13 protein-coding genes, 1 pseudogene and 1 CRISPR repeat array are annotated in these 15,253 nt (G+C 61.9%); of the genes and pseudogenes, 1 reads left to right on the top strand and 13 read right to left on the bottom strand.

Annotated elements, in window-relative coordinates; translation table 11 throughout:
* The 10 genes and pseudogenes from GJ668_RS20755 to GJ668_RS18290 all read right to left on the bottom strand — a co-directional run.
* Positions 1-76 (bottom strand): annotated as a pseudogene (locus GJ668_RS20755) (zinc ribbon domain-containing protein); the annotation flags it as partial.
* Between the two features lie 149 nt (positions 77-225).
* Complete coding sequence (locus GJ668_RS18330; protein ID WP_155451557.1) at positions 226-573, bottom strand: TusE/DsrC/DsvC family sulfur relay protein; 348 nt, start codon at positions 571-573, stop codon at positions 226-228.
* Between the two features lie 191 nt (positions 574-764).
* Positions 765-2,939: a malate synthase G gene (locus GJ668_RS18325; RefSeq protein ID WP_155451556.1), complete on the bottom strand. Its 2,175-nt coding sequence runs from the start codon at positions 2,937-2,939 to the stop codon at positions 765-767.
* Entirely contained in the window at positions 2,936-6,418 is a 3,483-nt protein-coding gene (locus tag GJ668_RS18320) for a PAS domain S-box protein (protein WP_246194986.1), read from the bottom strand. The genes GJ668_RS18325 and GJ668_RS18320 overlap by 4 nt, the downstream gene beginning before the upstream one ends.
* Complete coding sequence (locus tag GJ668_RS18315) at positions 6,418-6,876, bottom strand: response regulator (protein ID WP_155451554.1); 459 nt, start codon at positions 6,874-6,876, stop codon at positions 6,418-6,420. The genes GJ668_RS18320 and GJ668_RS18315 overlap by 1 nt, the downstream gene beginning before the upstream one ends.
* Position 6,877: 1 nt before the next feature.
* The gene (locus GJ668_RS18310; protein WP_155451553.1) at positions 6,878-8,350 is read right to left on the bottom strand and encodes a sensor histidine kinase; all 1,473 of its coding nucleotides are present in this window, start codon (positions 8,348-8,350) and stop codon (positions 6,878-6,880) included.
* Positions 8,351-8,488: 138 nt separating this feature from the next.
* A complete protein-coding gene (gene ilvB / locus GJ668_RS18305) occupies positions 8,489-10,222 on the bottom strand; it encodes a biosynthetic-type acetolactate synthase large subunit (RefSeq protein ID WP_155451552.1) in 1,734 nt (577 codons plus the stop codon).
* Positions 10,223-10,277: 55 nt separating this feature from the next.
* Positions 10,278-10,757: a sulfur carrier protein DsrE2 gene (gene dsrE2 / locus GJ668_RS18300; RefSeq protein WP_155451551.1), complete on the bottom strand. Its 480-nt coding sequence runs from the start codon at positions 10,755-10,757 to the stop codon at positions 10,278-10,280.
* Between the two features lie 123 nt (positions 10,758-10,880).
* Positions 10,881-11,111 (bottom strand): sulfurtransferase TusA family protein, encoded by a 231-nt coding sequence (locus GJ668_RS18295; RefSeq protein ID WP_155451550.1) that lies wholly within the window; start codon positions 11,109-11,111, stop codon positions 10,881-10,883.
* 118 nt (positions 11,112-11,229) lie between these two features.
* A complete protein-coding gene (locus GJ668_RS18290; protein WP_186343199.1) occupies positions 11,230-11,553 on the bottom strand; it encodes a rhd_2599 family sulfurtransferase in 324 nt (107 codons plus the stop codon).
* Between the two features lie 105 nt (positions 11,554-11,658).
* On the opposite strand from GJ668_RS18290, the gene cysG reads away from it, so the two are divergent.
* Positions 11,659-13,080: a siroheme synthase CysG gene (gene cysG / locus GJ668_RS18285; RefSeq protein WP_155451549.1), complete on the top strand. Its 1,422-nt coding sequence runs from the start codon at positions 11,659-11,661 to the stop codon at positions 13,078-13,080.
* Positions 13,081-13,648: a CRISPR direct-repeat array (repeat unit 28 nt; unit sequence TTTCTGAGCTGCCTACTCGGCAGTGAAC).
* A 127-nt stretch (positions 13,649-13,775) separates the two neighbouring features.
* Here the strand turns inward: cysG and cas6f (GJ668_RS21020) are convergent.
* From cas6f (GJ668_RS21020) to csy3, 3 genes are read right to left on the bottom strand one after another with little or no spacing between them, the layout of a single operon-like run.
* Complete coding sequence (cas6f, locus tag GJ668_RS21020) at positions 13,776-14,042, bottom strand: type I-F CRISPR-associated endoribonuclease Cas6/Csy4 (RefSeq protein WP_281350263.1); 267 nt, start codon at positions 14,040-14,042, stop codon at positions 13,776-13,778.
* Positions 14,043-14,046: 4 nt separating this feature from the next.
* Entirely contained in the window at positions 14,047-14,343 is a 297-nt protein-coding gene (gene cas6f, locus GJ668_RS21015; protein WP_281350262.1) for a type I-F CRISPR-associated endoribonuclease Cas6/Csy4, read from the bottom strand.
* Between the two features lie 3 nt (positions 14,344-14,346).
* Entirely contained in the window at positions 14,347-15,174 is an 828-nt protein-coding gene (gene csy3, locus GJ668_RS18275) for a type I-F CRISPR-associated protein Csy3 (protein ID WP_155451548.1), read from the bottom strand.
* Between the last annotated feature and the right edge of the window lie 79 nt (positions 15,175-15,253).

The raw sequence follows: 15,253 nt of genomic DNA, 5'->3' as shown, positions 1-15,253 counted from the left end.
TCAGGTTCTCGCTCATGCGATGGCTCACCTCGATCACGCGATCGTTGGTGTCACAGCGATAATCATAGGTCGGCATGACGTGCTTCTCCATAGATGAATCAAGTGGTTGACGCGCGCGATTATAGAGGAGCGGATCAGGTGCGCAAAGCCCAGCATGGTGCATGGTTTTGCAGAGCGTCCCCCCGCGAGACCGGCGTTCCAGTGCCGGCCTCGCGGGGGGATGGTTCAGCAGGACTGACAGTAGGCGCGCGGCAGACCCGCGACACGGCAGGCCTGCTTACAACCGCCGTTCGGGAACAGCGCCTCCAGGTGCTTGCGGGTACAGGGCACATGCGCCGAGAGATCCTCGCCGATGGCCCGGATGATGACCCGCGGCGAGGGCGGCATCTCGTGGGTCTCGTAGTAGGCGCGCAGGAAATCGATCACCTTCCAGTGACATTCGGTCAGGGTCAGACCCTCGTCGGCGGCCAGTGCCTCGGCGATCTCGGGATCCCAGTCGCCGAAAGAGGCGAGATGACCTTCTTTGTTGAACGTCAGTTCGCGGCCGGCGATCTCTGCGGTAGTCGTGGACATGGATGTATCCTCCATCGGGTGTCGATGGTTACGGGCTTGGGTGGTGATAGCGCCTGTCCGCTGGCGTGAACTCCCTCTTTCATTCGGCTTCGACAAGGCCGAAGCCGATCGGTTTGACGATTGTCAATCCCGTGTCCCAAGCATGGACACCACAGCATCAGGATGCAACTGCCCACACGCCATCGGCGACCTCAGCGCCCGACCTTGAACCGCCGCCGCATCGCATGCAGCGTCGGTTCGGTATAGCCGTTCGGCGCCTCGCGGCCCTTGAAGATCAGATCGCAGGCGGCCTGGAAGGCTACGCCGTCGAAGCCGGGCGCCAGCGGCCGGTAGAGCGGGTCGTCGGCGTTTTGCTCATCGACCACGGCGGCCATACGCTTGAGCGATTCCATGACCTGCGACTCGCTGACGACGCCATGATGCAGCCAGTTGGCCACATGCTGGCTGGAGATGCGCAGCGTGGCGCGGTCCTCCATCAGACCGACGTTGGCGATGTCCGGCACCTTGGAGCAACCCACGCCCTGATCGATCCAACGCACCACATAGCCCAGAATGCCCTGACAGTTGTTGTCCAGTTCCTGCTGGATCTCCTCCGGCGTCCAGGCGCGGTTCGGATCGAGCGGGATCTGGAGCAGATCATCGAGGCGGGCGCGCCGCTCACCCTTGGCCAGCTCGGCCTGGATTGCGGCCACATCGATCTGGTGATAGTGCATCGCGTGCAGGGTGGCGGCGGTCGGGGAGGGCACCCAGGCGCAACTGGCGCCGGCCTGCGGATGCGCCGACTTGGTCGCGAGCATGGCCGCCATCTCGTCGGGCATGGTCCACATGCCCTTGCCGATCTGGGCCTGACCGCGCAGACCACAGGCCAGCCCGACGTCGACGTTCCAGTCCTCATAGGCGCGTAACCAGGGCGCGCCCTTCATGTCGCCCTTGCGCAGCACGGCACCGGCTTCCATGTCGGTGTGGATCTCATCGCCCGTGCGGTCGAGGAAGCCGGTATTGATGAAGATGAGACGCTCGCGCGCGACGCGAATGCATTCCTTGAGATTGAGCGTGGTGCGCCGCTCCTCATCCATGATGCCGATCTTGAGCGTATTGCGGGCCAGACCCAGTGCATCCTCGATACGCCCGAACAGATCGACTGCCAGCTGGACTTCTTCCGGACCGTGCATCTTGGGCTTGACGATATAGAGGCTGCCGGTGCGCGAGTTGCTCAGCGCGCCATGCTCGGGATGGATGTCGTGCAGGGCGCAGAGCGCGGTGATCATGCCGTCCAGGACTCCCTCGGGGATCTCAAGCCCCTCGGCGTCGAGCACGGCATCCGTGGTCATGAGATGACCGACGTTGCGCACCAGCATCAGCGAGCGTCCCGGCAGGGTGAGCGAACCGGTCCCGAGACGGCTGTAGGTGCGGTCCTCAGCCAGCGTGCGCTCGACCGTCCGACCGCCCTTGCTGAAGCTGGCGGTGAGATTGCCCTTCATCAGTCCCAGCCAGTTGCGGTAGACACCGATCTTGTCTTCGGTGTCGACGGCCGCGACCGAGTCCTCGCAGTCCTGGATACTGGTCACGGCCGATTCCAACAGGATGTCGGCGACACCGGCCGCGCTGTTGGCGCCGATCGGGTGGCTGCGGTCGATCCGGATCTCGATGTGCAGATCATGGTTGACGAGCAGCACCGCGTCCAACTGGTTCGGGTTGCCCCGGAAGCCGGCGAACTGCGCTGGATCGGCAAGCAGGGTCTCGCTGTTGTCGGGCAGGAGTACCACCAGTTTGCCGTTCTCCAGCTTGTAGCCGCAGGCCTCGGTATGCGAGCCGCGATTGAGCGGCACAGCCGTATCGAGAAAGGCCGCCGCGCGCTCGACCACGGCGGCCGCGCGCGCCGGGTTGAGCTCAGCGCCACGCTCCAGCCCCTCGTCCTCGGGGATGGCATCCGTGCCATACAGCGCATCGTAGAGACTGCCCCAACGCGCATTGGCCGCGTTGAGCGCATAGCGGGCGTTATTCACCGGCACCACGAGCTGCGGGCCGGCGATGGTGGCGATTTCAGGATCGACATTGCTGGTGTTGATCGAGAAATCCGGTCCTTCGGGGAGCAGATAGCCGATCTCGACCAGAAAATCGCGATAGGCGGCCAGATCCAGCGGTTGGTCGCGATGGGCGCGGTGCCAGCCATCGATGCGCTGCTGCATGCTGTCGCGCTTAGCCAGCAGTTCGCGATGACGGGGCGCGAACTCGCGCACGATCTCGCCGAACGACAGCCAGAAGGCGGCCGGATCGATGCCGATGCCGGGCGTGATCTCGTCTCTGACCAGATCATGGAGTGGCTGGGCGACCTTCAGGCCGCCGATATCCAGGTAGTTAGTCATGATGTCGGCCTCTGTGTGTTGGATTCGATAAGCGCGCGCAGTGTCTCGCGCGCCGCCTGATAGTCGAAGTGCTTGATCTCGGTGCCAAGTTGTTCGGCGCGCTCGCCAAAAAGACGGTGTAGCCGATCCTGATGACCGAGATAGAACTGATTGACCTCGGTGTCATCGGTATCGAGCAAAGCCGCGAGCCGGTCGAGGATATTGGTGATCTCGGCCGTGTCGTCAACGAGCGGTTCCACGGCGGGCGCGTCGCGGGGCGTTTCTGTGGCCTCAGTGAGCCAGTGGCTGTCGTCGATCTCGGCCAGCAGTCCAGCGAGTGCATCGGCGAGTTTGAGTGCCAGGCGCGGCGCCTCGATATCCAAGGCCCGCGTGCGTGCCTCCACATCGGTTGCCAGTGCGTGCAATGATTTAGCGAACAGATTGCCGGCCGTGCCCTTGAGTCGATGAGCCATGAAAACGATCTGGTCGCGGTCGCCCTGGTTGACTGATTCGCGCAGCCGCTCGGTCTGATCCTTATTGGAGTCGAGCACCGCGCGCAAGAGGCGTGGAATGAAGGTCGGGTTGTGCGCATAGCGCGACTCGAGTGCGTCCCAGTCGATCCAGGTGCCGGATCGCTGGCCGGCATCGGGGTCCGGCGCCTCCGGGCGCGTCGGCTTGGGCGGCGTCTCCTTCGGCGTGAGCGGCACGGCCGCCTGATGGCGGTTGCGCGCATGTCGGACAATGGTTGCGACGAGCTGTTCGATATCAACGGGCTTGGCGATGTGATCGATCATGCCGGCCTTCAGGCAGAGGTGGCGCTCGGAATTCAGGGCATGGGCCGTCAGGCCGACGACCGGCAGGTCAGGGGCGAACTGGTGGATATGCTGCGTGGCTTCCAAACCGTCCATCTCCGGCATCTGGATGTCCATGAGCACCAGATCGAAGGCGGTCGCGCCCTCGCGTTCGACGCACGCGACGGCCTGACGTCCATCCTCGACCTGCGTCAGCTCACACCCCTCAGCGCGCAGCAACTCCTCCAGTACCAGTCGGTTCGCGAGGTTATCCTCGGCGGCCAGCAGACGCATCCCACGCAGACGGGTGCCGGTCGCGGCCGGGGGCGCGGGCTCGCTGGCGAGTCGACGCGTGCTAATCACGCCGCGCGGTTCGATCAGCGGCAGACGCATCTCGAAACGGCTGCCCTCGCCGAAGCGACTCCAGGCGCGCAGTTCGCCGTTCATCAGCTCGACCAGACGCTTGCTGATGGCCAGCCCCAGACCGCTGCCGCCGTAGCGGCGCGTGATCGAGCCGTCGGCCTGCTCGAAGGGCTGGAAGAGATTGGCCAGATAATCCTCGCGCATCCCGATGCCGCTATCTTCGACACGGAAGACGATCCAACCCTCCTCGCACCGGATGCTGAACCTGACCTCGCCCTGATCGGTGAACTTGACGGCGTTGGAGAGCAGGTTGGCGAGCACCTGGGACAGACGCAGATCGTCGCCCATGAAGGTGGCGGGCAGGTCCGGGGCTTCCGCGATGCGGAAGTGCAGTCCCTTGTCCTTGGCGCGCGTGCTCAAAAGATCCACCGAGCGCTCGATGACCGCGCGCAGGTCGAGTTCGCTATTTGCGATATCGAGCTTGCCGGCTTCGATCTTGGAGAAGTCGAGGATGTCGTTGATGATGCCGAGCAACAACTGTCCCGAGTCCAGGATGCGCTGGAAGAAGACGCGGACTTTGCTGGGATCGCTCTCGCGCGCACCGATCTGGGCGAAACCCAGCACGGCGTTGAGCGGGGTGCGGATCTCATGGCTCATGTTAGCCAGGAATTCGCTTTTGACCCTCGCTAGACGTTCGGCTTCGGCCAGCGCCGCCTCGCGCGCGGCCTCGGCCTGTTTCTGGGTCGAGACATCGATGAAGCTGACCACAGCGCCGACGATCTTGCCCTCACGCCGGATCGGATGCGAGGCATAGGACACGGGCAGCGGCGTGCCGTCGGCGCGCCAGAAGACCTCGTCTTCGCCGCGCAGTACCTCGCCGTTGAGCAGGGTGCTGTGCAGCGGGCAGTCCCCCATGGGGTAGTGACGGCCATCGGCGTGGCTGTGATGGATAATGTCGTGACTGGAGCGGCCCAGGAGTTGCTCCTGGGTGTAGCCCAGCATGGCGCAGGCGGCCGGGTTGACGAAGGTGGTACGTCCCTCGACGTCGACGCCATAGAGTCCGTCGGCGCTCGATTCGAGGATCAGCCGGCTGCGTTCCTCGGTCAGGCGTAGCTCAGCGGTGCGGGTCTCGACCAGCTCCTCCAGGTGCTGGCGATAGCGGTTGAGTTCCTCCTGGGTGTGCTTGCTCTCCGTGATGTCGAGATGGGTTCCGGCCATGCGCACCGGACGCTTATCCGATCCCCATTCGACCACCTTGCCGCGATCGAGAATCCAGATCCAGTGTCCATCCTTGTGACGCAACCGCGTTTCGCATTCGTAACAGGGTGTTTCACCCCGAAAATGTCCTTCGAGTCGCTGCCTGGCGAGGGCGAGATCATCGGGATGACAGAGATCTTGCCAGGTCTGGATGCTGATTGGCTCCAGTTCATCGAGCTGATAGCCGACGATTGCCGCCCAGCGCTCATTGACCTGAATTTCGCTCGTCTGGATCCGCCAGTCCCACAGACCCAGCTCCGAGCCTTCCAGGGCCAGCTCCAGGCGCTCGCGACTCTCTTGCAGAGCCAGCTCCAGGGTATGCCGCTCGGTCACGTCGTCATAGACGGCGACCAGCTCGCCATGCGGCAGGCGATAGACGAAGTTTTCACGCCAGCCCTGGCGATGCTGGTCGCGATAGAGTCGCGGCGGAATGTGCTCGGCGCGGCCCGTGCGCCACACACGCTCGAATACGGACAGAAATCCGCACTCCACCACGCCGGGGAAGACTGTACTCAGCCGCTGGCCGATCAAGGCGCTCGCTTCGATGCCCTCGATATATTCCACCGCCTGGTTGAGGTCGCGGATGATGAAATCGCGCCCATCCTCAATGGCCTCGTAGATGCAGACGCCACTGCGTAAATGCTCGAAGAGCGCATGAAAACGCGCCTCGCTTTCGCGCCGCTCCTGTTCGGCATGGTGCAGTGCCTGAACTTGGCGGGCCGCCTCCAGGGCGCGTGTCAGGGCGTCGGGCAGGCGGGCCAGACGGTCCTTGAGAATGTAGTCGTTGGCACCGTTGCGCAGCAACTCCACGGCGCTCTCTTCGCCGAGCGCGCCGGTGACGAAGATGAAGGGTAGTGCGGAATCCTGCGCGCGCGCCAGTTCCAGGGCTTGGCGTCCATCGAAATGCGGCAGACCGAAGTCAGCCAGAATGGCATCCGGTCTGAAGTCTTCGAGCGCGGCGAGGAATTGCTCGCGCGTCTCCACGCGACGCGACTCGAACTCCAGCCCCGCGCGGCGTAGGACACGTTCGTTGAGTTCGGCGTCGGCCGGGTTGTCTTCCAGCAGCAGCAGGCGCAATGGACGGGGCATCAAATCGAACGAATCTCCGGTGACACGCGATTGACCAACACCCAGTACATCCCCAGTTCTGCGACGGTGCGGGCGAAGTCGTCGAAGGCGACGGGCTTGGCGACGAAGCTGTTGACGCCCAGCTCATAGGTCGCGACCAGATCGCGTTCCTCGCGCGAGGAGGTCAGGATCACGACCGGTAGCTCGTGTGTCTCGGGGTGGGCGCGGATCTCGCGCAGCACCTCGATGCCGTCGACCTTGGGCAGACGCAGATCCAGCAGCACGACGCGCGGCAGTGTGTTTGGACTGTTGGTATAGTCGCCGCGATGGAAGAGGAAATCCAGCGCGGCAGCACCATCTTTGACCCATTCCAGACGATTGGCCAGATTGTGCTTGCGCAGCGCGCGCATGGCCAGTTCGGCATCGTCCGGATTGTCCTCCACCAGCAGGATATCGACCATCGAGTTTCGCGTAACCATCTCAATCCTCCGCGTTCGCCACCGCTGCGCATGAGTTGGGATCCATGGGGAGGCTGAAGGTGAAGACCGCTCCGCCATCGACCGCGCCGCTCGCCTCGACCTGTCCGTGGTGTTTCTGTATGAAACGCTTGACGATCGCCAGACCCACCCCCGTGCCCTCGAATTCATTCATGCCGTGCAGACGCTGAAAGAGCACGAAGAGCTTGGCGGCGTAGGCTGGGTCGAAACCGGCGCCATTGTCTCGCACACTGTAGCGGATTGCGCCGGCGTCTGTCCGGGCCTCGACCTGGATCAGGGCCGGATCGCGGTCGCGCGTGAACTTGAGCGCATTGGCGAGCAGATTCTGCCAGATTTGCCGGATCGCGCGCGGGTCGCCCTGACACACGGGTAGATCCTCGCGCTGAAAGTCGATCGGGCGTCCAGTCGCGGTCTCCAGAAGGTCGGACCAGACCTCGTCGACCATCTGGTTCATATCGATCGTCACCCATTCCATCGCCAGACGTCCGGCGCGCGACAGGGCCAGGATGTCGTCGATGAGCTGCTCCATCTTCTGGGCGTTGGCCGTGACCACGCCGAACAGGCGCAGCCCTTCCGCATCGAGACTGGCCGCATAATCCTCGCGCAGGATGCCGATGAAGCCGTCGATCGCCCGCAAGGGCGCGCGCAGATCATGCGAGACCGAATAGCTGAAATTCTCCAGATCCTGCACCGCCGTTTCCAGATCGCGGGTGCGTTCCTCGCGTGCGGCCTCGGCTTCGGCCAGCCGTTGGGCCATGGCGTTGAAGTCACGCGCAAGCTGACCAAATTCGTCCTCGCCGCTCAGGTCGAGTTCCCTGGGCAGCCCATCGGGACTGAGACCGCGCGTTCCCTGGCTGAGTGTGTGCACGGCCGTGCCGATGCGATCGAGCATGGGATGGATCAGCCACAGCACCAGGACGGCCGTGATGGCGACCAGCCAGAATTCGCGGCGCCAGAGCCGGTCGCTGTGCTCGACCAGAGCCGCGCGTGCTGTTTGATGGAGCGCGCGCAGTCGGGTGTCGAGCGCAGCGAGTTCGCGCATCAGTGCCTGCTCGACCTCGACGATCTGCGGCACGGCGATCCATTTGAGCGCCGGGACGGTCAAGCCGTCGAGCATCTCATAGTGGATGCGCGCCATGAGCAAACCTCGCTCCAGCGTGCGCAGGGTCTCGCCCACCCCCGGCTCGTCGTGCCAGACAGCGAGATCCATCATCCCGAGATTGACGATCTCCAGCGCATCGTAACCGTCGTAGCGGATCTCGTTGTCGCGCGTGGCCAGGATGCGCCGGGTCACGTCCCGCACGTCCCGCACGGCTTCGCGCATCTCGTCGGTCTTGAGCGCCAGATGGCTCAAGGCATTGAGACGATCCTGACCGCGATAGATGGTCACGCCGAAGACAATCGCCACCAGCAGTGGCAGTAAACCGATCAGCTTGAGCTTGGATTTGATTCCCATGAGTCGCGTTCCTCGCTGATGGCATGGCGCTTCCCTGCCTTCTAGCTTAGCGGGTGGTTGAACGCGACGATGGGATGTCGTTGAGATTTTTGATGTGTGCCCCTCTCCCCAGGCGGGAGAAGGGTTGGGGAGCGCGGATCAGGACTCGATCATCTGCTCCAGACTGTGTCCGGGGCGGACCATGGGGATGACGTTTTCGGCCTTGTCGATCCAGACGTCGACCAGCACCGGTCCCGGCACGGCGAGCACAGCGGCGATGTCGGCCCGCAGCGTAGCGGGGTCGCGCAGGCGGACCGTCTTGAGACGCGGATAGACGTACTTGAGTCCGGTCAGGTTGGGGATCTGGCGCCGGCAGCCCTGATCGAGGTCGATGCAGTCCGGATCGCAGTCGGTGGTGCGCGCCAGACAGGTCTCGTAATGATGGCCGTCGTCCATCATGTCTTCCCACTGGCGCACCATGCCGAGGAAGCTGTTGTTCAGGACGAACATCTTGAGCGGAATCCGGTTGGCGACCACGGTGCCGAGTTCCTGGATGTTCATCTGGAAGCTGCCGTCGCCGTCGATCAGGACCACCGGATGCGTGGGGTCGCCATACCAGGCGCCGATCGCCGCCGGTAGCCCGAAACCCATGGTCCCGAGTCCGCCTGAGCTGATCCACTGACGCGGCCGGCGGAAGCGATAGTACTGGGCCGACCACATCTGATGCTGGCCGACACCCGTGACCAGAGTTGCTTCGCCGCCGGTGAGTTCGGAGATGACCTCAATGGCGGCCTGGGGCTTGATGTACTCGGACTGGCCGTAGGGCGGCATCATGCGCTGACGCCATTCGCTGATGAGCGTCATCCACTCGGGATGGCGCGCCGAGCGGCCCGAGGCCAGGGCATGGGCGAGGAATTCGTCGAGCGTCGCGACCAGATTGAGATCGGTGGCGATGGTCTTGTCGATCTCGGACGGATCGATGTCGACATGGGCGATGCGCTTGCCCTCGGCAAAGCCGCGCACCGCGACCCGATCGTCGAAGCGTCCGCCGAGCGCGATGATCAAGTCGGCATCACGCAGGGCATAGTTGGCCGGGATGGTGCCGTGCATTCCCGGCATCCCGAGATTGTGCGCCAGCTCGAAGGGCAGGGCGCCGAGGGCATTGAAGGTCGTGGTCACGGGTACATCGAAGCGCTTGGCGAAGCGTTGCAGCGCCAGGGCGGCATTGGCGTGGATGATGCCGCCACCGGCCTTGACCACCGGGCGCTCGGCGCGGGCGAGTGCCTCCAGGATGGCATCGGCACGCGCGGCATCGAAGGCGACGGGTTCGCGATGACGCAGACGCGGCACATTGGCCGTTTCCAGCGCGGCCAGTTGCGCATCCTTGCAGACGTCGACGACCACCGGACCCGGTCGACCTTGGATGGCCAGGGCATGGGCCTCGCGCAGCACCCATTCCAGATCGGCCACATCCTTGACCAGATAGTTGTGCTTGGCGATGGGGCGAGTGAGGCCGACCATGTCCACTTCCTGGAAGGCATCGGTGCCGATGGAGCGGCTCGGTACCTGGCCAGTGATGAAGAGCGTGGGCAGTGAATCCTTGTAGGCGTCGGCGATCGGCGTGATCAGATTGGTCGCGCCTGGCCCTGAGGTCGCCAGCGCCACCCCGACCCGACCGCTGGCGCGCGCATAGCCCTCGGCGGCATGTCCGGCGCCGCCTTCCTGCCGACAGAGCACGAAGCGCGGCACGGGCGTGCCGGCGCGCAGACGCTTGTTGATCTCGACATGGATGGGGATGACCGCTCCGCCGGTGTGTCCAAAGATGGTCTCGACTCCGAGATCGTTGAGGACATCGAGCAGGATGGCGGCGCCGGTGCGGTTGTCGGTAGGCATGTCGGGGGACTTCGATCAGAAAAGGGAGCGACCGGGGTCGCTCCGGGCGTGCGGTTCAGATATAGAGACAGATGTCGCTCTCGCCGGCGAACTCGAAGAAGGCGGCCGCGCCGGCGTATTCGACGCCGTCGATGAATTCGGCGGTCGGCATGTCGAAGAGGTCGACGGTCATCTGACAGGCGATCATCTTGACCTCGGCCTCCTGGCAGAGTTCGCGCAGTTCCTCGATGCTGGCCACGCCCTTGCTCTTCATCTTCTGCTTCATCATGGCGGTCATCATGCTCTGCATGCCGGGCAGCGCCATGCCGAGCACCGGGAACCACTTGTCCATGCCCATCGGCATCGGCATGCCGGGGTTGCCCAGCGGCGTGACTTCCAGGTTCGGCTTCTTCTTCAGCAGTTGCAGGCCATAGAAGGTGAAGAAGATCTGCACCTCATAGCCAAGCGCGGCGGCTGTCGAGGCGAGGATGAAAGGCGGATAGGCCCAGTCGAGCGAGCCTTTGGTGGCGATGATCGCCAGTTTCTTTGGTTCCATCGAGTCCTCCACGCGGTGCCTGGGTCAGGCTCGCGAATCATCTTGTGTTTTGATGTGATGTCTGTCGTGCCGAGCGGGTGTTCGAACCTGAGTGGGGATTCAGGTTCGAGCCACGCGGATCGATCAAGACTTCTTGATCAGAAAGTGGAACTTGCCGCCTTCTTCCTTGGACTCCATCAGCTCGTTGCCGGTCTGCTTGGCAAAGGCGTCGAAGTCTTTGACCGAGCCTGGGTCCGTGGCCACGATGTGCAGCACCTGGCCGCTGGCCATGGTGTTCAGGGTCTTCTTGGCGCGCAGGATCGGCAGTGGGCAGTTCAGACCGCTTGCGTCGAGTTCTTGATCGAAATCAGCCATCGGGAGCCTCCGTCAATACTTAGGTTTCAGTATTTCATTAAAAACAAGGATTCGCGGTTATAGGCGAATCCACCGTAAAAAACAAGGGAGCCGCCGGATCGCTGGGCGGATACTTGGATCAGCCCTCGGGAGCGATGATCGGCAGGCCGTGACGCGCCCAGGCGATGATGCCGCCGCGCAGGTTGAGCACGCGGTTGTAGCCCTGCTGCATCAGGTAAGCGCAAGCCTGGTAGGAGCGCGCGCCGCTGCGGCAGTAGATGACCACGTCGCGATCTTTGGGGATCTCGTTCATCCGGATCGGGATCAGGTGCATCGGCAGTTGCAGGGCGTCCGGGATCATGCCCTGGGCGATTTCGGCCGGGGTGCGGATGTCGACCAGCAACACATCTTCAGCCTCCGTGAGCCGCTGGCTCAGAGACTCGGAATCGATCTCGTTGACCACACTATCGTCCTACCCTAAAACAAAGTATTTAAGTATATTAAGGATTTTCAAAGATCAACTCAATGGAGCCATGCGGCCCCGTCCCATCTTCAGCCAGAGAGCACCATGGATCTACTGCCTATCTTTCTCGACATGCAAAGCCGGCCCTGTCTTGTCGTCGGCGGCGGCGCCACGGCGGCGCGCAAGGTCTCCAATCTGGTGCGCGCGGGGGCGGCTGTCACTTTAGTGTCGCCCGAGCTGTGTGAGGCGTTGGCGCGTAAAGTCGAATCTGGCGCGTTGCGCCATGAGGCGCGCTACTTTGTACCCGGAGACATTGCCGGTCAGCGGCTGGTTATCGCGGCGACCGACGACCGTGCAGTCAACCGCCAGATCGCTCAACTCGCCAATGACGCCGATATTCCGGTGAACGTCGTCGACGATCCGGAGGCTTGCACATTTGTGCTGCCTTCCATCGTCGACCGCTCGCCGGTTACGATTGCCGTCTCCAGCGGCAAGACCTCGCCGGTGCTTGCGCGCATGTTGCGCACGCGGCTCGAAGCACTGATTCCGGCGGGATATGGGCGACTGGCAGAGTTAAGTGGACGTTATCGCGATCGCGTCAAAGCGCGTTTCAGCGAGCAGCGCGATCGGCGTCGTTTTTGGGATCGGGTGCTGCAAGGGGCTGTCGCTGAGCGTATCTTGGCCGGCCAGTTCGAGGAGGCCGAAGCCGTGATCGAGAGCGAGCTTGCACCGGATGCGCTCGAACGCGATCTGGGTGAGGTCTACCTTGTCGGCGCCGGGCCCGGCGATCCGGATCTCATCAGCTTCCGCGCATTGCGACTGATGCAGCAAGCTGATGTCGTTGTCTATGATCGATTGGTTGCCGCGCCCATTCTCAATATGACTCGGCGTGATGCACAGCGGATCTATGTCGGCAAAGAGCGCAATCATCACGCCATGCGCCAAGAAGAGATAAACCGCTTGCTTGCTGATCTAGCGAAAGACGGGCATCGCGTATTGCGGCTTAAAGGCGGCGATCCTTTTATTTTTGGACGTGGTGGCGAGGAGATCGACACGCTTGCTGCTGAGGGTGTGCCTTTCCAGGTTATTCCTGGTATTACGGCCGCATCCGGCTGCGCGGCGTATGCGGGCATTCCATTGACACACCGCGACTATGCGCAATCCGTAACCTTTGTGACCGGACATTTAAAGGATGGCAGTATCGATCTGAACTGGCCGGCGCTCGCGCAGCCAAATCAGACTATCGTGTTTTATATGGGGCTAGTGGGATTGCCCGTCATCGTCGAGCAACTGATGGCACACGGCGTATCATCTGAGATGCCGATTGCACTTGTTCAACAGGGTACGACCCATCTGCAAAGGGTTTACATGGGCACGCTCGCTACGATCCGAGAGATCGTCGAGGCTAACCCACCGTCACCGCCTACACTGCTGATCGTCGGTGAGGTCGTCAAGTTGCGCGAAAAACTGAATTGGTATAGTCCGCCAGATAAGCCTTTGCAAGGCGCAACAACTTCGATTGTATGATTTCTGAGCTGCCTACTCGGCAGTGAACCGGAGAGTAGTCCGAATGCTCGAAGCGTTTGCTTTCTGAGCTGCCTACTCGGCAGTGAACCACGCAAGTCGCGCGACCTACGCCCTTCAATTTTTCTGAGCTGCTTACTCGGCAGTGAACCCCTCACTCCAGCGAGTCAGCGGCTTATGCATTTTCTGAGCTGCCTACTCGGCAGTGAACGTGACGCGGGTTTTCATTTCGATGTCGGACACTTTCTGAGCTGCCTACTCGGCAGTGAACGGCCTTGTCGCTCCTGGAAAACGAGCGCATCTTTTCTGAGCTGCCTACTCGGCAGTGAACAGCGCCGCCTGCTCGCGCCGCTTCTTCTCGTCTTTCTGAGCTGCCTACTCGGCAGTGAACGCTTGGAACCCCGCACTACAACGTCAGCAAGTTTTCTGAGCTGCCTACTCGGCAGTGAACTTCTTGGCGATCCGCCCGGTAGTCTCCCATCCTTTCTGAGCTGCCTACTCGGCAGTGAACATCGAGCACGCGGTGCGCGTCCAGGCCCATACTTTCTGAGCTGCCTACTCGGCAGTGAACTCGAAGCACGTCACTTTAAGTCTATATTTTCAAAGAATATTTTTGTAAATGGTCGTCCCGGCCTATTTTTCTGGACGATCCTAACCGACTGATTTTTAGTCGCTAATCATAACCGTGAAAAAAAGGGTCAAAACCAGGGCACGGTTGCGGTGAGGCTTAAGCCATAGTGGTTAAACCCACCTGCGATGGCCTGACTAACCGCTTGCTGATTGATGAAAAGTCGGAAATTTTGCCCTGTGCTTCGACTTTTCATGGTGACGAACGGCAGATCCAAACGCGCTTCCAGAGTGTCCGGAATGCATTGGCGCGCGGCTTCCTCGCCGAGGCCTCGCCGACGCATGAGACGACGACGCAACCGTTCAGGACTGCTTTTCGCCTGCACACGGCGAACCATGCAATTACCAGCCTGCGCGGGGACTGACGCCGGTTCGGATAACCGCCGTGTGGTCATGCATGCCGCTGAGCCATGGCAATGCCATCAATTGCTGCAAATCGTCAGCGTTCCCATGTAGCCTCAATCGATCGCCGAGACTTCGATGTTTCAACTCGGTCTTCAGGCGCGGAAAGCTGACGCCGATTCGGCTGCTGTCCAGATCGACAAGTCCGCGATGCAGTTTGGCAAACAGCGCGTTCATGAGAACCGCAGACGCAAACTCCGGATCGGGCAGGAGTTTTATCTCCAGATAGTGATCCATGGCTCAATCCTTCTCGGAATCGCCGAACACGCCACCACGGATCAGATTCGCCATCACATAGTGCTGTTGTTCAAGCGCCGGAACCTCGTCCTTCAACACCCAGCGGTCGAGCAGTGTGTAAAAATCGGCCTTCTGTTTGGGTTGGCGGTACGCCTTGCCTTGCGACGTCACTGAACCATAAGGCTCGACAGCAATCGGTCCAAGGGCATCGCCCTCATTGGGATACCAGGTATCGATGGTGCGTAGGGCGTTGCCCAGCTTCTGTGAGTGAATTCCGGCCACCCCCTGCACGTCATAGAGGGTTTTGCTTTTCTTGCTGCTACCCTTGTCGAGGATCAGCTCCTGGGATGGATACACTTCCTGCCCCGCGCCCACGCGAGCATAAGCGGTCACCTGAAGCAACACATGGCTCTTGCCGGCCAAGCCCTGGGCGATCAAATCGGCCATCGCCTGCAACGCGGTTTGAGCCTCTGACGTGGCGTTGAAATCGCGCAGCGACCATTTCAGGCTATCGAAGATCCAGGTCGTGACTGCCTGGCCTTGCGAGATGTGCTGGATGCGCGTTTCGATCTGTTCAGCGCCGAGTCGGTTGCGCCACAGAAAACGGGCATTCGCCAGATTGTGGGCATAACGGCGTGCCAGCTCGCCAAAGCCGTTGGCGTCTGCATAGCCCTTGACCGTGCTCAACAGCTTCGCCTGATAGTCGGCATTGTTACAGGCTGACGGCGTGCCCGTGCCGCCCAGCACCCGCAGCGTAAAACTCAACTTCAGCGTGTCGGCATCGGCGGGCAGGGTGGCGACTAAAGTGGACCCTGAAAACCGGACAGTCATTTAGGCGATTTCCGAATAAAAGTTTACCTGTTGAGCTAAGCTGTAGGCGGCTGATCTGACACACATGAGGGACTCCCGA

The organism is Allochromatium palmeri (assembly GCF_009720725.1).
Lineage (GTDB): Bacteria > Pseudomonadota > Gammaproteobacteria > Chromatiales > Chromatiaceae > Thermochromatium > Thermochromatium palmeri.
Note: the sequence above shows the minus strand (reverse complement) of the source record. Positions and strands in the feature narration are given on the sequence as shown.